Source organism: Leptothoe sp. EHU-05/26/07-4 (assembly GCF_043421015.1).
Lineage (GTDB): Bacteria > Cyanobacteriota > Cyanobacteriia > Phormidesmidales > Phormidesmidaceae > Leptothoe > Leptothoe turfae.
Window position 1 is genome coordinate 185,528 of record NZ_JAXSQV010000008.1, and the last position, 18,233, is coordinate 203,760.

General features: G+C 55.5%; 11 protein-coding genes and 1 pseudogene. All 12 read right to left on the reverse strand.

Annotated features, from left to right (window positions below):
* Positions 1–404: 404 nt before the first annotated feature.
* The 12 genes and pseudogenes from U2F10_RS34220 to U2F10_RS34275 all read right to left on the reverse strand — a co-directional run bounded on the left by U2F10_RS34220 (position 405) and on the right by U2F10_RS34275 (position 18,200).
* Positions 405–1,031 (reverse strand): annotated as a pseudogene (locus U2F10_RS34220) (thioesterase II family protein).
* 121 nt (positions 1,032–1,152) lie between these two features.
* A complete protein-coding gene (locus U2F10_RS34225; RefSeq protein WP_163670545.1) occupies positions 1,153–1,290 on the reverse strand; it encodes a hypothetical protein in 138 nt (45 codons plus the stop codon).
* 8 nt (positions 1,291–1,298) lie between these two features.
* Positions 1,299–1,445 carry a hypothetical protein gene (locus U2F10_RS34230; RefSeq protein WP_499874655.1) on the reverse strand — a complete coding sequence of 49 codons (147 nt, stop codon included), beginning with the start codon at positions 1,443–1,445 and terminating at the stop codon, positions 1,299–1,301.
* Positions 1,446–1,550: 105 nt separating this feature from the next.
* Positions 1,551–2,228 carry a glutathione binding-like protein gene (locus tag U2F10_RS34235; protein WP_499874657.1) on the reverse strand — a complete coding sequence of 226 codons (678 nt, stop codon included), beginning with the start codon at positions 2,226–2,228 and terminating at the stop codon, positions 1,551–1,553.
* Positions 2,229–2,260: 32 nt separating this feature from the next.
* Positions 2,261–2,806 (reverse strand): thioredoxin family protein, encoded by a 546-nt coding sequence (locus U2F10_RS34240; RefSeq protein WP_499869318.1) that lies wholly within the window; start codon positions 2,804–2,806, stop codon positions 2,261–2,263.
* A gap of 134 nt (positions 2,807–2,940) precedes the next feature.
* Positions 2,941–3,690: an SDR family oxidoreductase gene (locus tag U2F10_RS34245; RefSeq protein WP_499869317.1), complete on the reverse strand. Its 750-nt coding sequence runs from the start codon at positions 3,688–3,690 to the stop codon at positions 2,941–2,943.
* Positions 3,691–3,816: 126 nt separating this feature from the next.
* Positions 3,817–4,398, reverse strand: a complete 582-nt coding sequence (locus U2F10_RS34250; RefSeq protein ID WP_163670540.1) for a TetR/AcrR family transcriptional regulator — start codon at positions 4,396–4,398, stop codon at positions 3,817–3,819.
* Between the two features lie 245 nt (positions 4,399–4,643).
* A complete protein-coding gene (locus U2F10_RS34255) occupies positions 4,644–4,772 on the reverse strand; it encodes a hypothetical protein (RefSeq protein ID WP_284682003.1) in 129 nt (42 codons plus the stop codon).
* Between the two features lie 80 nt (positions 4,773–4,852).
* The gene (locus U2F10_RS34260) at positions 4,853–5,602 is read right to left on the reverse strand and encodes a thioesterase II family protein (protein ID WP_163670538.1); all 750 of its coding nucleotides are present in this window, start codon (positions 5,600–5,602) and stop codon (positions 4,853–4,855) included.
* Between the two features lie 18 nt (positions 5,603–5,620).
* Positions 5,621–10,210: a type I polyketide synthase gene (locus U2F10_RS34265; RefSeq protein ID WP_499874659.1), complete on the reverse strand. Its 4,590-nt coding sequence runs from the start codon at positions 10,208–10,210 to the stop codon at positions 5,621–5,623.
* A gap of 166 nt (positions 10,211–10,376) precedes the next feature.
* Complete coding sequence (locus U2F10_RS34270) at positions 10,377–13,667, reverse strand: amino acid adenylation domain-containing protein (RefSeq protein WP_499874661.1); 3,291 nt, start codon at positions 13,665–13,667, stop codon at positions 10,377–10,379.
* Positions 13,668–13,670: 3 nt separating this feature from the next.
* Positions 13,671–18,200: an amino acid adenylation domain-containing protein gene (locus U2F10_RS34275; RefSeq protein ID WP_499874662.1), complete on the reverse strand. Its 4,530-nt coding sequence runs from the start codon at positions 18,198–18,200 to the stop codon at positions 13,671–13,673.
* Positions 18,201–18,233: the final 33 nt, after the last annotated feature.

Below are 18,233 nucleotides of genomic sequence, written 5' to 3' on the forward strand. Positions count from 1 at the left end.
CCTACTTTAATGCAATTGAGGACAACTCAGTAGGCTGGGTCCTAGGGCGGCCTCCCGGCCCTAGCCATGGGGGTTTGGGGAACTCGGAGGGACCCCAAGCAACCGGTTTTGGTTCCCTCCGATCATATGTCGATTCAGTATGAACGAAGTAATAAGCCTTACAGATTTTCTCTGGTGAACATGAAACAACCCTGCCCTTACCAAGGGGGGATTAAGGGGGTAAGGCAGGATTTTGAACCATCTTCCGAGATATGTGTACACGGTAGGTCTAAAACCAATATCTGGTTTTAATAACCCTGGTTAAACAAAAGGATGACGTCGGGATACTCCCTTGGGAATGCCCCGCTAGGATTGTTTATTTAAAGTCTCTCTTGTTCAGGGCAAGACGTTGATAATTATCTTCTCTAACTGGGACTTTCTTGATTTATGCGTATCTGCCCAAGCTGATCTTTAAATGATTGAGCAGAGAGGTTTTTTCCGTTTGAATAAAAAAGTGTTTGCCTGGTAACACATGGCGGGTGAATTTGGCCTGGGTCTGTGACTTCCATGTTATTGAGCACCGCTGGTGGAGTGCCCTGAAGCCGGGTGAGTTTCTCTCGAAAGGCCTGTTCCGGCAGATTGTGCACCGGCTCTTCCGGGTCGGGCAGTTGCGGCGCACGATGACCTGACACATAGAGATGGCTGGGCATCGGCAGATTGTGGCGGCGGCAATAGCGGACCAGCTCAAAGCTGATCAAGGCCCCCATGCTGTGGCCGAAAAACACAAAGGGGCGATCTCAAAGGGGCAAAATCACCTGGGAGATCGCCTCCAGAACTAGATCCCAATTGTCAAAGGGCTGTTCAGTCAGGCGCATCCCGTGCCCCGGCAGTTCGAGGGCACACACTTCAACATTCTCTGGTAGAGACTGGCTCCACGGTTGGAAGATGCGGGCACTGCCACCGACATAGGGCAGACAAAAACAGCGCAGGGACGCATTGAGATTGGGGGTGCCTCGACGGAGCCAGCGGTTAGTATCAGGGGTGGTGATCATAGCGGGGATTTATAGAAACTACCTTAGGGTTTGCAATTTGGGAAATTGGTGGAGCAGTTTATCCACCTGGGATTCGGGCAGCTGATCGATCTGGTCTAGCAACTGCTGGATGTCTGAGCTTTCAAACCTGGGTAGGGGTGCGATCGCATCCACCACCAGCTGATTCTCGCTCTGATACTAGACAATCGCCCGAGCCAGACCAGCCATCGTCAATGCCGATGGGACGAATCCCTAAAAATGACTCCCAAATCTCTACCACCTGCTGTTCTAAGGGAGAGCCGCCTGATAGTCACCAGCCAGGGCCGCACGCTCGGTTAGCCTCGTTGCTGGCGCTAGCTGTTGCTGGCGCGCCGTCAGGTCCCCTTTGGAGGCAATTATCTGGGGCACGGTGAATACGCAAACAGCCGCTGCCACGTTCTCAAGAGATTATAAAGTGATAGCAGACTGTACCTCTCCCTGGGCGTTATTTTTTATCGAAGAGAGAGGTTCTTCTGATCGCACCAGTTTGGTCATCAGGAGTTAAGTCAACTTTGTCACTTCTAATCCACGGGCAGCTGCAGGTCGTTGGCGGCAGCGTTCGTACCATGACATCACGTTAGGAAAGTCCTGCTGTAGCTGGAACACCTCAACTGCGCCATACCCCCAATCGAGCGCACCCACCCAAGGGAACGTTGCTATATCAGCAATGGTATAGCCCTCTTTTAGAAGATAATCTTGTCCCTGCAGCTGTGTCTCTAAAACGCCCAACAAACGCTTAACTTCTGTTTGATAGCGATTAATGCCATAGGGAATCTTTTCCTTAGCGTACTTATAAAAGTGACCAAACTGACCAAACATCGGCCCCACGCCGCCTACTTGAAAAAACAACCACTGCAAACACTCACTACGAGCGGCTGGATCAGTGGGCAAATATTGGCCTGACTTTTCTGCCAGATAGATCAGTATTGCACCTGACTCGAATACTGATATCGACTCGCCCCCAGGCCCGTTGGGATCAACAATGGCGGGAATTTTTGAGTTGGGGTTAATTGCTACAAATTCATCGGTAAACTGATCGCCTGCCATAATATCGACCCGATGAGCCTCATAGGGCAGGGCCATTTCTTCGAGAGCAATGGCTACTTTCTGGCCATTGGGGGTTCCCAGTGAATAAAGTTGAATTCGATCGGGGTATTGAATGGGCCACTTTGAAGTCATAATTAAGTCTCCTAGGTTATCTCAGTTTAGAATTAGCTCCACTTAATCGAACAGCCCATGCTAGGATGCTGGACCGTTGGACCAGCGCCAGTTGCTGCCACTAATGTCATGGCTGCCAGCAGCTCAGGCTTGCGGTTAGTCGGATCGCCCATGCGAGCATCGTCTAACCGACCACGATATTGCAGGGTGCCATCAGCATTAAAGCCAAAGAAATCAGGTGTACAAACCGCACCGTAGGCTTTACCCACAGACTGGTCTTCATCGACTAAGTAAGGAAACGTAAACCCATGCTGTTGGGCAAATTTTTTCATATTGGCAGGGCTGTCGGCAGATACATAGCGGTAGTCGTTCGACATCACCGCCACCACGTTCACTCCATTGGCTTGGAGTAATTTGGCATCAGCAACAAATCGGTCAATCACCGCCTGCACATAGGGACAGTGATTACAAATAAAGGCAACCAGCAAGCCTTTGTCGCCCATCAGACTTTCGAGAGAATAGGTTTTTCCATCTGGATCTGAGAGGGTAAAGTCTGGGGCCTGCTGGCCTGCTTGACAAGCCGGGGTGTTGAGTAACATGGGTAATGTTCTGTTGAAAGATTGTTGAGTGTTTTTTCTGATAGAAGCGTTATGTCGAATGGGGGTTAGTGCAGATAGGCTAGGCTTCGTTGGGCCATCGCCTATCTTTTAGGCATTGCATTAACCCAGCCGCTCTAAGGCAACATTTCAGCAAACTGTTTTTCAATGGCCTTGAGTCCTTCAGTCACTCCTGAGAGAACTTGTGCAGCTGTGTCATCGGGATAAATATCTTCGATGCCGTTTTCTAGTCCGTGCAATAGAGCATCGGCGACCTGGCTAGTGGGTGCTTTGTCCAAAGGTAGCTCTTCTGCCATTCTGGTGTCGATGGGACCGGGGTAGAGACCGACAACAAGCGTGCCTTGGGCCGCTAGCTGAGCCCGAGTACCCTGGGTCAGTGAATGTAGGGCAGCTTTTGCGGCGCTATAGGTGGCAACAGAAGGAACATTTACATAGGACGCGAGGGAGCAGAGATTGACCAGTGCACCGCCGCCATTGCGTTTCAAAATGGGTGAAAAGGCGCGGGTCATGGCCAATGTGCCGAAGTAAGTCACATTCATTTCCCACTGGGCGGTTTCAATGCTGTTATCGATGAACAGGTCACCGCCCCCCAGCACGCCTGCATTATTGATGAGCAAATTGACATCTTGAGCCTGCTGCGAAATGGCAGCTATCTGCTCAGCATTGGTCACATCTAGAGTTAGGGGAACAATCCGAGCTGGGTCGATGGCAACAACGTCAGCCAGGGAGTCAACATTACGCGCTGTTGCGTAAATCTTTTGTGCTCCAGCCGTGTGTAGAGCTTCAACAAACGCTCGACCAATGCCTCTGTTGGCACCGGTTACTAAAGCGATCGCACTTTTAATTTGAATAGGCTGAACTGCCATGGATTGATTCTCCGAATAAATAGGATGTTTTGAAACAGTGTTTAGACCACTTGGTACAAACTATCACAAAAAAATAGTTTGTACCACCCATTCCAGAAAAAAGTTTTTATCGAGGCGACTCGGAGTCTAGGTAATGAGTCGCTGTGCCTGGGCTGCAATTGATCTCAAGGCGCTTTCTTCAAAGACTCCGCGACCCAAGACTCTAATGCCGGTGATCAGAGCAACTAAGGTTCTAGCGGTTGCCTGGGGATCGATGGATTCGGGCAGCTCAGATCGGGCCTGACCCAGTTCAATTTGGCGTTGCAAAAAAGCTTCAACGGCCTGTAGGCCAGTCTTTACGATGGTTTTAATCTCTTTGTCATGGGTTGGTAACTCTAGGGATGTATTCACCAGTAAGCACCCTTTTTGGTCCGGGTCGTTCAGGGCTTCTTGGATCACGCCTTCAAATAAGGTTTGGATGACTTGACGGGGATCTTCGATTTCTTCAAGCTTGCTTAGGGTGGCTCTGCTGTTCTCACGGTCGTATTTACGCAGTGCTTTAACGAATAGATCACGCTTGCCACCAAAAGCGTTATAAAGGCTGCTGCGCTTGATTCCTGTCGCTTCAAGCAGGTCTGCAATTGAGGTGTCTACATACCCTTTGGTCCAAAACACCTGCATGGCTTTGTCAACGACATCTTGGATTTCAAATGTTTTTTCCCACGGCATGAGCTGACACGGTTAGAGGATGGTGGGATCCTAACACTTTGGACCGATCGATACAATTTGGCAGGATTGGGCATACTATCCCTTACTGGCTGTGCGGTAGCTTAGGCGTGTCACTGGTTTTATCCATCACTGCTGAATTAAGTATTCGCTCAGGCTGCATCGACACCTGTGCGGTGAACTCGTGGCGCGAACAATAACTTTAGCTAATGCTAGTCCTATCTTTATTGAGCTGTGCCGGACAGCAGCTAGCCAAAAATATTGCCACGGTCGAAAGCTTCATCAGATAAGGTAATGCTTGTTTTAGGCAGTTGAGCTACCCATCTACGAAAATCCTCGGCGCGTTCTACAGGCGTTGCACGTTGCCAAAATGGCATTGACTGTGCGATCTGCTGAGCCTGGTTATCGTCAGAGGATTAGTTGCTGCGCACAGCAACTTGGAGTTATCTATATCTAGTTATATTAGGCTGATCTTCAAGTGATTGAGGAGAGAGGCTTGTTCCGTTTGAATAAAAAAGTGTTTGCCTGGTAACACATGGCGGGTGAATTTAGCCTGGGTCTGTGCTCTCCAAGCCCGCAGGCGGCCCCGTTGGGTGGTGGGATCTTGGGTGCCGCCAAAGGCGGTAATGGGACAGGGCAGGGGCGGCTCTTGAACATAACTGTAGGTTTCACACAGGGTGAAATCAGCCCGCAGCACCGGCAACAGCATCGCCATAAACTCTTTGTTATTGAGCACCGCTGGTGGAGTGCCCTGCAGTCGGGTGAGTTTCTCTCGAAAGGCCTGTTCAGGCAGATTGTGCACCGGCTCTTCCGGGTCGGGTAGCTGGGGCGCACGATGACCTGACACATAAAGATGGCTAGGCATCGGCAGATTGTGGCGACGACAATAGCGGGCTAGCTCAAAGCTGATCAAGGCTCCCATGCTGTGGCCAAAGAACACAAAGGGGCGATCGCAAAGGGGCAAAATCACCTGGGAGATGGCCTCCAAAACCGCGTCCCAATTGTCAAAAGGCTGTTCGGTGAGTCGGGTGCCGTGCCCCGGCAGTTCTAGGGCACACACCTCAACACTGTCGGGCAAGGACTGGCTCCACGGTTGGAAGATGCGGGCACTGCCACCAACATAGGGCAGACAAAAACAGCGTAGGGACGCATTGGGATTGGGGGTACCGCGTCGGAGCCAGCGGTTGGTATCAGGGGTGGTGATCATAGCGGGGATATGTAGAAACTAGGTTAGGGCCTGCAATTGGGAAAATTGGTGGAGCAGTTCATCCACCTTGGATTCGGGCAGCTGATCGATTTGGTCTAGCAGCTGCTGGATGTCTGAGCTTTCAAACCTGGGTAGGGGTGCGATCTCATCCACCACCGGCTGATTCTCACTTTGGTGTTGAACAATCGCTTCGGCCAGACCAGCCACCGTTGGGTTATCAAACAAGCAGCGCAGGGGAATATCCACCTGAAACTGCTGACGCAGGTGCACCATAATCTGGGTGGCCAGCAGGGAATGCCCCCCCAGTTCAAAGAAGCTATCGTCAATGCCGATGGGCCGAATGCCTAAAAATGACTCCCAAATCTCCACCACCTGCTGTTCTAAGGGGGTGGTGGCCGCCTGATAGTCACCAGCTAGATCCGGGCGATCATACTGGGGACGGTTGGCATCGTCGGTGGTCGTCGCTGGCGCTGGCTGCCACTGCTGTTGGCGTGCCTTGAGGTCCCCCGTGGAGACAATCATTTGGGGCACGGTGGCATAGGCAAACAGCCGCTGCCAAACGGCGCTGCCCTCCGCCGGGGTGAGGGCAAAATCGGCCATGGTTTGCCCCAGCTCTGGATGCTCGTCCGGTTGAAACCGCCAGCCATCCCAGTTAATGCTCATCCAGGGCAAGGAGTCGCCTTGGGACTGCTGCTGGGCAAAGGCATCCATAAAGTAATTGGCGGCGCTGTAGCTGGCAAAGCCTAACCCGCCTAAAACTGAGGCCAGCGATGAGCAAAGCAGTCCAAAGTCTAACGATTTACCCTCCAGGGCCGTCGCCAGGTTTTGTAAGCCGGTAACCTTGGCCTGAAATTGCTGCTCAAGTTCAGCGCTACCCGTTTCTGCAATCATGCGAAAGGCCTGCTCACCAACGGCACCGGCGGCGTGAATGACGCCGTTGAGGGGGCCGAAGTGGGCTTCGGTTTTTGCGATCGCACCCTCCAACTGTGCCGCATCAGCCACATCAGCAGCAAGGATCAGCACCTCCACACCCGCAGCCTCCATGGCCTGAATCTGGCGAAGTTTGTCGCAGATCGGATCGGTGGGCACATTCTCTAAATAAGCGGGCCACTGAGCGCGATCCGGCAGGCTGCGTCGACTCAGCAGGGCCACCTTGGCCTGCCAGGGGGCCAGGGATGCGGCCAGGGTCAGACCCACATTCCCCAGACCGCCGGTAATGAAATAAACACCCCGTTGGCGCAGCAGCGCTGGCTCTGCCTCCGGTAGAGGCATGGGGACAAAGCGCTGTACCCACCGCATTCCGTGGCGATAGGCCACCGTCGGTTCTTCAACAGCCCCAGCGACCAGCTCTGCCAGCAGTACTTTTAGATCCTTGGGGTTATCGCCATCCACCGGCCAATCCACCAAGCGGCTGGTGATTTGCCGATATTCCTGGGGAATCACGGTGCAGGGGCCAAGGATAGTGGCATGGGCCGGGGACAGGGGTTCGGTGCCATTGACGTTCAAAATATTGGCGGCCAGCACCGTTAGCCGCAGATCATGGTGCCAACCGCACTGGGCTAAGGCCTGGGTCAAATACAGCAGGCTCTGGCAGCCCTGGGTCTGAATCTCGTCAAAGTCGGTGCCTGAGGTCAGACTCCAACCGTGCAGAATTTCGGTGGGGCGGTGGTCCCCCAAGGCATTGAGCAGGGCTCGATAGTCTTCAGGGCGGTGAGGGTTGATCGTAAAGGTGTGCTGATCTAAGTGACTAAAGCTGTCGCCAGGGTGTACCGTGACGGCGGCATGGGCCAAGGATAACCCCTGGGCAATGGCCTGGTTACGGGCGGTGTCATCCACAAACAACAGCCAGGCAGCCTCGGACGTGGTGTGGGCCACCGCCGGTCTTAGGTGAGAACGCTGCCACTCCGGTAGATAAAACCAGTCAGCCACATCGGGCTTTTTCTGTAGGACGGGCTGGGGGGCTGCGGCTAAGGGCTGCGCCTCAACCCAGTAGCGCTGACGCTCAAAGGGATAGGTGGGCAAGGGGATCCGCCGTCGCTGCTCATGGGCATAAAAGCCTTGCCAGTTAATGGCCACATTGGCGAGCCACAGCTGCCCCACCGCCGATAGCAAACAGGCGAGATCCGGCTGAGAATCTCTGGGGTGCCCCAGGGATGGAATGATCGATGGGGTTTTCAGGTCATGCTGGCGAGCCAGGGTGGTTAACGTCTGGCCTGGTCCCACTTCTAGCAGCAGCGACCGATCATTGTTGAGGGTTTCCAAACCAGGGCGAAACTGCACCGGCTGCCGCAGATGCTGCACCCAGTAGTCTGGATCGGTGGCTTGCTCGGGGGTAATCCAGGTGCCCGTCAGGTTGGAAACCCACAGTTTTTTGGGGGGATTGAGGGCAAGTTGGCTCAGCTGTTGACGAAACGGTTCTAAAACACCGGCCATCAGCGGTGAATGGAAGGCATGGGAGGTTTTGAGCAACCGGCAAGGAATTTCCTGGGCCTCTAGCTGCTGCTGATAGAGGGCGATGGCCTCAATTGGCCCAGCCACGACACATAGCTCGGGGGCATTGTCCGCTGCCAACACCAGATCCGTCGGTAGCTGGGCCTCAATCTGTCTGGCGGGCTGGGCCACACTCAGCATGGCTCCCTCTGGCTGCTGGGCCATTAACCGTCCGCGCAGGGCGACTAACGGTAGCATGGTGTCTAAATCCGCCACCCCCGCCAGACAGGCGGCGACATATTCCCCGAGACTATGACCGATAAACGCCTTGGGGGTAACGCCCCACTCTTGCCACAGCTGGGCCAGGGCATATTCCATCAGAAAGAGTGCGGGCTGGGCGATGTCGGTGCGGCGCATCAGCTCCGTTGCCTCAGCCATCTGGCCATCGTCTGGGTAGAGGATCTGCCGAATATCTAGACCCAGGTGGGGCTGCAGCAGTTCGGCTCCGCGATCAATTACCTGGCGGAAACGGGGCTCCGTTTCGTAGAGCTGTTGCCCCATGCCCACATGCTGGGCTCCCTGGCCTGGTAGCAGAAATACCACCTGGGGGACGGTGTCAGGGGCAGTGTTGGATTTTAATCGCTGGGAGGTGGCTCCGTTGAGAACGGTGAGGGCATCGGTGCGATCGCAACACACCATCATCCGCCGATGCGCAAAGGCCTGCCGCCCCACCTGGAGAGTATGGGCCGCATCGGCCAAATCCACTTGTTCTAACGCCGGGCCCAACTGCTGAGTCGCTGCGTCCAGAGCGGTCTCGGTTTTAGCCGACCACAGCAACAGCTGCCAAGGACGGGAGGCACTAGTGGCCGCCACCGGAGGCGCTTCCTCCACAATCACATGGGCGTTGGTGCCCCCCATGCCAAAGGAACTCACCCCTGCTCGCCTGGGGCTATTGGACTGCTCGGGCCAGGGCCGTAGATGATCGTTGACGTAAAACGGACTGTGGTCAAAGTCAATCTGGGGGTTAGCCGATTCAAAATGCAAACTGGGGGGAATCTGCCGCTGCTTTAGCGACAGCAAGGTTTTAATCAACCCCGCTGCCCCTGCCGCTGCATCCAGGTGGCCAATATTTGTTTTCACCGACCCCAGGGCGCAGTAGCCCTGCTGCGCCGTTTGAAATGCCTGGGTTAGGGCCGCCACTTCGATGGGGTCACCCAAAATCGTTCCCGTCCCGTGGGCCTCGATATATTGAATGCTCTCCGGCTCCACCTCCGCCACCTGCTGGGCTGTCCGAATTACCGTCGCCTGCCCTTCAATGCGGGGAGCTGTGTAGCTCATTTTGGCGGAGCCGTCGTTGTTGATGGCGGACCCCTTAATCACGCCATGGATCGTATCGCGATCCGCCAGGGCATCCTCCAGCCGCTTGAGCACCAGCATCCCGACCCCGCTGCCGCCCACCGTGCCCTTGGCACTGGCATCAAAGGCGCGGCAGTGACCATCCGGGGAGGAAATTCCCCCCTCCTGATAGACATATCCCCCCTTTAGGGGCATCCGAATCGAAACACCGCCCGCCAGGGCCAGATCGCATTCGCCGCTAAGCAGGGCCTGGTTCGCCAGGTGAACCGCCACCAGCGCTGTAGAACAAGCCGTTTGCACATTCACACTCGGCCCCTGCAAATTCATCAAATAGGAGGTCCGCGTCGTCAGAAACTCCCGACCATTGCCCAGCACCAGGGGAAACTGGCCCACGGTCTGCATCAGATGGGGGTTGCTGTAGAGATTAAATAAATAGCTGCTGAGGGTGGCTCCGCCGTATATGCCGATGGCTCCCCCAAACCGTTGCGGGTCGTATCCAGCGGTTTCTAGGGCGGTCCAGGCGGTTTCTAAAAATACCCGTTGTTGAGGGTCAAGGATTTCGGCATCGCGGGGACTGAGGCCAAAGAACCCGGCATCAAACACATCGGCATTTTCAAGAATGGCGCGGGCTTTGACATAGTTAGGCTGCTTTACCGTTGCCGTCTCAATGCCGGCATCCAGCAGTTCCTCCTCCGAAAAGAAGGAGACCGATTCCACGCCGTTTTGTAAGTTGTGCCAAAAATCAGCCAGGGTGGGGGCACCGGGAAAGCGACCGGCCATGCCAATAACGGCGGTTTCTAAGCCCGTGTAGTGAGTCGTCATGGTGAGTCTGAAATAAGGGGGATCAACTTAAGTCAAGAAATTTCGGCTAGGGCGGAAGGCGGAAGTAAGAAGTAAGAAGTAAAAGGGAGACCATTCCGAATTCCGAACTCCGAATTCCTTAGGAAACCGTCTCGCTTTGTGTTGTTACCTGAAATAAGCACTGGAACTATCGAGATTTCGTGGTTTGGCGGCGCTGCCGTTGTTGCTGCAGACGGGATTTTCCTTGCTGCCGCTGGGGGGCAGCTGCTGGCGTCGGCTCAGCTGGAGTCTGGGTGCTAAGGAATTCAGCAAAGTCATGCACCGTGGGATACCGGAACAGATCCATTAGCTCAAACGATGTCTTTAGCTCTGTCTGCAGCCGGTGATGTAGCTGCATCAGTCCCAGGGAATCTCCCCCCAGGTCAAAGAAGCTGTCATGGATGCCTACGGTGTCCAGATGCAGCAAATCCTGCCAGATGCGCACAATGGTTTGTTCCTGCTCCGATTGGGGTCCGGCATAGGCCACGGGCAGGGATGGGCGCTCGCCACTGGGGGCGGGCAGCTGCCGCCGGTCGAGTTTGCCGTTGGGGGTGAGGGGAAATGCGGGCAGGGTCACCATGGCGGCTGGCACCATGTAGTCCGGCAGTTTGCCCTTGAGCCACTGGCGCAGTTCTCCTTCGCTGAGGGGCTGATCGCGATAGACTGTGTAGGCCACTAGTCGTGGCTGAGCTGGTGGGTCATGGCGCAGTATGACCGTCGCTTCCCGGATTGCCGGATGCTGGTTGATTGCTGCCTCAATTTCCCCTAGCTCAATGCGAAAACCGCGCAGCTTCACCTGATTGTCCAAGCGGCCCAGATAATCGAGATCGCCGTCGGAGCGCCACCGCACCTGATCGCCGGTCCGATACATATTGCCTAGATGCGGATCAAACGGATTTTCTAAAAAGCGCTCTGCCGTTAGCTCTGGGCGATTTAGATAACCCAGGGACACTCCGGCTCCCGCCACATAAAGCTCCCCTGGCACCCCCACCGGCACCAGCTGTCGGTGCCGGTCGAGTACATAGAGGGCTAAATCAGGAATGGGACCGCCAATCATACTGGTGGAGGCAAAGGTATCCTGTTGGCTGAGGGGACGGTAGGTGACATGCACCGTTGTTTCGGTGATGCCGTACATGTTCACTAGCTGGGGGGTGCGATCGCCATGGCGTTCAAACCAGGGCCGGAGGCTGGGTAGATCCAGGGCTTCCCCACCAAAAATCACCCATTTGAGCGCTAAGGGGGCCTGGACCACTTCGTCTATGGCCATGAGCTGACGGAACGCCGTTGATGTCTGGTTCAGCACCGTCACCCCGGTTTGCTGCAAATACTGGTAAAACGCCTGGGGTGACCGGCTGATCTCATAGGGCACGATCACCAGCTGGCCGCCATGGAGTAAGGCTCCCCACGTTTCCCAAACCGCGAAGTCAAAGGCAAAGGAATGGAATAACGGCCAAATATCCTCATGGGAAAACTGAAACCACTGCTGCGTGGCCGTAAATAGGCGCACCACTTCGCCATGGCGCACCATCACCCCTTTGGGCTGTCCGGTGGAGCCGGAGGTGTAGATCACGTAGGCCAGCTGCCCTGGCTGAGGGGTGGGCAGCGTTAGCTGGCTGGACTGCTGGTTAATCACCTCAGCATCGCGGTCCAGGCAGACGCTGGTTTCAGGGGTTAACCCTAGCCGTTCGGTTTCCGTTGCTAGGGTCACCACCACCGTCGGCTCCGCGTTGGCCAAAACCCAGCGCAGCCGCTCGGTGGGATAGCTGGGGTCCAACGGCACATAGGCCCCTCCCGCTTTAAGAATACCGAGGGCGGCGACGATTAAATCTAAACTCCGGGGCAGACATAGCGCCACTCGGGTCTCGGCGGTCACCCCCTGCTGGGCAAGATAGTGGGCCAGCTGGGTGGAACGTCGATCCAGGTCTTGATAGGTGAGGGTGCGATCGCCGTCTAAGAGGGCCACGGCATCGGGGCGCTGCTCCACATGGGTGATAAAACGCTCAATCAGCCCTGGCTGCTTGGGAAAACTCCCCTGGGCCTGGCCCCAGCTGAGTAGCTGTAAACGCTCAGCCTCTGTCATCCAAGGCAGCTCTCCGAGGGCTGCGGTGCCATGGTCAGGGATGGCCTTAAGCAGGCAGGCCAGCTGCCCCAGTAGCCGCTCGATACTATCGGCCTCAAACTGCTGCGGGTCGTATAGCCCCTGCAGTTCCAGTCCCCCCGGAGCCGCCGTCGGATCCGTCAGGGCGACGATGGTTAAGGGGTAGTGGGTACGCTCGGTGGTGTAGATATCGCTGATTTTAGCCTGCTGGTTGGTGGCCGCCGCCTGGGAAACCGCCTGTAGCTCTGGGTCCACCGGGTAGTTTTCAAACACCACAATACTGTCAAACAAAGCGGTGCCAGGGGGCATCTCGCTCCAGCGCTGCACCTGGGTGAGCGGGCTATATTCGTACTGCCGCAGGCTGGCCTGCTGCGCCTGAATAGACTGCAGCCAGGGCACTAAGGGCTGATCAATATCCACCGATACGCGGGCGGGCAGCGTGTTGATAAATAGCCCCACCATGGCCTCAGCCCCTGGTAAATCTGGGGGACGTCCGGCGGAGGTCACCCCAAACACCACATCGGTTTCGTCGCTATAGCGGCTGAGTAAAAGGCCCCAGGCCCCCTGCACCAACGTATTTAAGGTGAGCTGATGTTGGCGGACAAAGGTTTTGAGCGTCTGTGTCAGTTCAGGGCTAATCAGGTGGGTGGCATTGGCGATGTCTGAGGTGCCCGCCGACTGCTTGAGGGTGCGGGGAATGCCCAGGGGTGTGGGGGCGATGAATCCCTGGAGATGCGATCGCCAAAAGTTTTCTGCCTGAGCTAAATCTTGCCGCTGGAGCCAGGCCACATAATCCCGGTAGGGCGGTGCCGGTGTGAGGGCGGGTGCCTGGTGCTGCCGTAGGGCCTCGTATCGAGTCAGTACAGCCTTCAGCACTAAGCTGGTAGACCAGCCATCCAGCAGCAGGTGATGCTTACTCCAAATGCAGTGATAGGTGGTGTCGGCCCAGCGGATTAATGTCAGCCGCATCAGGGGGGCCTGGGAAAGGGTAAATCCCTGCTGTCGATCCTGCTGGATCCAGGTCTCTAGCTCTTGCTGTTGCTCAGCGGTGGACCGGTCTCGCCAATCCAGCTGAGTCAATGGCAGCGCCACTTTTTGACGAACAAGCTGGATTGGCTTTTCCAAGCCTTCCCAAACAAAGGCCGTGCGCAGAATGGAATGCTGCTTTAGGGTTTGTTCCCAGGCCTGACAAAAGGTATCGATGGCCAGATCGCCCTGGAGGGTAAAGCCAAACTGGGTGCAGTACATGCCCTCATTGGGGGCCATTAAACTGTGGAATAAAATACCCTGCTGGGTGGGGGTCAGTTCGTACAGGTCTTCGAGATTATCTACTTTTTGCATGGTTTAACCCTCCCCACTGGTTTGCAACTGAGCTAGCACCTGATCGAGGGCCGTCTGACTCAGGTTGGCTTGGGGAAAATCAGAGGGGGTATAGCCGCCAGCCTCATTAGAGGTGCAGTGGGCAATCAGCGCTTTCAAGGCGGCCATGGTTTGCTCGGCTACCTGGGCAATGGTTTCCCGCCGATGGCACTGATCGCTGTAGGTCCAGGCCAGCTGCAGTTGGCCGGACAACACCCGGCCATTAATCTCAATCACGTGGCGTCGCAGTGTCTTAGGGTCTCGGCTGTGACCCTCGGATTCTGGAGCCAAACCAAACAAACTGGCCTCGGGCAGGCTGCTGTCAAACTGGCCCAGGTAGTTGAAGACTAAGTCAGGCTCTGGGTGATTTTGGCCTGCGGTACTGAGATATCGGCCAACGCCGTAATCCAGAGGCCTGCCGGGGCTACGCAGCTGTTCTTTGATGGCCATCAGTGCCGCTCCAGGATTGGGGTCCGTAGGCAGCGTCAGCTGCACTGGGAAGATGGCGGTAAACCAGCCCACGGTGCGGGAGAGATCCAGCTGGCCGTCAAAATCATCGCGGCCATGGTTCTCTAGCTCAATCATTAGGGACGATTGCTGGGTCCATGGGGCCATCCCTTGCAGCAATGCCGTTAGCAGTACGTCATTGATCTGGCTCTGGTAGGCCTTGGGCACCTCCCGTAGCAGCGCCTCGGTTTCGGTGACATCCAGACTGAGGGCCAGTGTGCGTGCAGAGGCCACTGTGTTGTTGCCGTCGGTAAAGTCCAGGGGTAGAGTGGCCGTGTTTGGAGCGAGCTGGGTCTGTTGCAGGTCCGCTGATTGACTGTAGGTGATCAGGTGTTCGCCCCACTGTTGGAAGGAGGTGGTTTTGGGGGGCAGTGCGATCGCAACTCCACTTTGCAGCTGGCCATAAACCGTCTGTAAATCCTCCAGCAGCACCCGCCAAGATACACCGTCGATCACTAGATGGTGCACCACCACTAATAATCGGGCCGAGCGGGCAGGGCCGAAGTCAAACCAGGCGGCCCCCATCAGCGGTCCATCGGTAATATTTAATGAAGTTTGCAAGGCGTCGGCGTGGGTCACAATCTGGGTTTCCACGTCAGCATCAGCGCAGCCTGTCTGATCGATCCGCTGCAGCGAAAGCTGCCTGTGGTCTCCATGCACCGCCTGCCAGCGATTGTCTTGACGCTGGAACCGTAACCGCAGGGCATCGTGATGCTGGCTCAGATGATTGAGCGCTTGCTCCAGTAAATCTGGGTTGAGAGACTCTCGTGCCTCCAGCAAGAGGGCCTGGTTCCAGTGGTTGCGATTATCAACTGCCTGCTCAAAGAAGCGATGTTGAATCGGGGTGAGGGGGGCCACACCGCTCATGGGGCCTTGCTCCGCCTTGGCCGCTGTGGCGGTGCCCGCGACGGCGGCTAGGCCCGCAATGGTTTGATGATCAAAGAGTTGGCGGGGGGTGAGCTGTAGACCGGCCTGGTTGGCCCTGGCAATCACCTGAATGCTCAGAATGGAGTCCCCACCCAATTCAAAAAAGTTGTCGTGGATGCCGATAGTCTCCGTCCGCAACAGGTCTTGCCAGATGGCCACCAGTTGTTTTTCAGCATCGCTGCTGGGAGCCGTCTGCTCAACCGCCGAACCACGATTGGGGGCAGGCAATGCCTGGCGGTCAATTTTACCGTTGGCGGTGAGGGGAAAACTCCGTAATGGCACCACCGCTGCTGGCACCATGTAGTCAGGCAGTTTTGTCGCTAGATATGTTCGCAGGTCTTCTACAGACGTGGTCGGGGCAATCGCATAGGCCACCAGTTGGGGCGTCTCGGTCTCTTTGCGTAACAGAACGATCGCCTGTTGCACAGCCAGATGCTGTTGCAGTACGGCGGCTATTTCTCCCAGTTCAATGCGAAAGCCCCGCAGCTTAATTTGATCATCAATGCGACCCAAAAATTCTAGCTGGCCACTGGGTAAGTGACGCGCCCGATCGCCGGTGCGATAGAGCCGTCCCGGTGCAAAGGGATTGGTGATATATCGCTCTGTAGTTAGGTCGGGGCGATTGAGATAGCCTCGACTAACAGCCGCACCACCCACATAAATCTCACCGGGAATACCCACCGGCACTGGCTGATGGTGAGGGTCCAAAACATAAACCTGGATGTTGGGCAGCGGCTGACCTAGGGGCAGGGTGGTGGCTGGCTCGAAGTGCTCGGGCACAGTATAGGTCAGCACCCCAACGGTGGTTTCAGTGGGGCCGTAGTGATTTAACAGTTTAAGCTGGGGCCGATAACGGCGTATCTCTGCGACCAGGGATCCTGGGGCGGCTTCTCCACCCAGTACTAAACAGTGATGGGGCAGCCAGACGGCGGCAGATTCATCACTGAGCAAGGCCCCGAGATGGGACGGCACAATTTTTAAACAATCGAGGGGATATTGACGACAGTAGTCGGCAAGGGCACTAGGCTGTAGGGCTCGATCATCATCAATCAGGTGTAAACAGCCGCCGGTACACAGGGCTGCAAACAACACGGTATTACCTAAATCTGCGGCCACACTGGACACTAGACCATAGTGGGCATCGGCCTCTAGACCCAACTGGGGTAATATACCCTGCACATAGTTGAGGATGTGGCGATGTTCAACGGCCACCCCCTTAGGTTGTCCTGTTGAACCAGAGGTGTAAATCACGTAGGCCAGATGTTCGGGAGCTGTCTGGTGAAGCAAGTTCTCGGTATCTGTTTTATCCCAGGGGGTATCTAGACAATGGGTGGGAACAGTCTCGGGCATGCGATCGCACCATTCTGACCAAGTCAATACCTGTACTACAGCTGCATCTTGGCAAATAGTTTGGAATCGTTCGGTGGGCAGATGGGGGTCTAGGGGCAGGTATGCGCCTCCAGCTTTGAGAATACCCAGAATGGCAACAACCCAGTCGAGACAACGGGGGAGGGCCACCGCCACCACACTCTCCGACGTTACCCCTTGCTGCTGTAACATTTTGGCCAACTGGTTAGCCCGACTATTAAGCTGGCCATAGGTTAAACAATCTGCTTCAAACCGCACAGCCGGATGATTAGGCGTTTGCACTGCCTGGGCCTCAAACCACTGATGTAGGCTGGTATAGCCGCAGGGCTGGCTGGTGGCTTGATTAAAGTCCACCAGTAAGGCTTGTCGCTCCGGTGCACTGAGTAACGGCAGCTGCGAAATTGTCATCTCCGGTGCAGCTATTGCTGCTATCATCAGGGTTTGCCAGTGGTTCTGAATCTGTTGAATAGCCCATAACTCTAAACGGCTAGCGTCGTAGAGCCAGTCTAGGGTGAGGGTGTTTGCTGCGGACCGACACACTAGCTTTAACATGGAGGGTTCTAGCAGAGCGTTGGCTGCCATAACCTTCACAGGAGAGAGAGTTTCTAGAGAGAACTCGTCTGGGGAAGCTGACTGCATACCAAAGCTCATGGGAAACCAGCCAGCTTCATCCTGCACGTTTTCCCAGGCAAAACAATCCTGCCAGGGTTTAATTTCTTCTAGTTTCTGATGAACGTGAGCGACAAGCGTGGCAAAACTTTGGTTGGGCTGCAGGTCTACCTGTAGCGGCAGATCGCGGGTTAATGGGCCACAGGCCGTTTGCAGCTCTTCATAATGCTGACGGGCATCACAGCTATAACCCAAGGTGAATGTCGATTGTTCAGTGAGTCGCGCGATTAAAATCTGCCAGAGTGTCAGACACACCTCATCTACTGTCACTCCCTGCTGATCTGCCCAGAGATACAGGGTTTGGGTTTGCTCCACCGGCAACACAACAGAATGGACCTGGAGGTGAACGGTGTCAGCCACAGTAGAGTCCGCTGACCGCTCCAAAGGTAGTCGTTGTATTACCTGTTCCAAATTGCTTGAGCGTCGCCAGTAGCTACGTCCGGCGGCGGTATCTTCCCCTGCCAACAGATCGGTCTGCCACTCGGCTAGATCAGCGTATTGCAGTGGGGGCTCCTGATTGATCTGCGAGGTTTCTCCAGGGGTTTCTCCATAGAACTGCTGGAATTCGTTGGCTAACAGTGACAGGGTGGCACCATCGGCACACAGCGCTGGCAAATTAAATAGCAACTCATCGTACTCCCCTCGCTGAATCCAGTGCACTTGAAACAGGGGGCCTTTCACCCAGTCAAACGACTGCGCCAACAGGGTTTGCACCTGGGCTTCTACGACCTCAGTCGACAGGGTTGCATCATTATGCTGCGTCAGTACCGACTGACTCGACAGGGTTTCTGCAATTACCTGTAGTGGCATTGTCATCCCCGGCAGGGTGGAAAAGGTCGTACGCAGAATTTCATGTCGATCAATCAGCTGTTGTAGGGCTGTAGAAAGCTTTGCGGCAGCATAGGGCTGGGGCGATCGCAACCGTAGCGAAGCGCGAAAGGGCTGTCCAGGATAGCGTTGCTGTAGTCGCCATAAACGTTGCTGCTGGGGAGAAAGACGATAACCTGCAATTTCAGACGGAGGGGGGGCTTGGGTAATTTGCATAGGATCTACGCTGATGGTTAGAGAAAGATATTA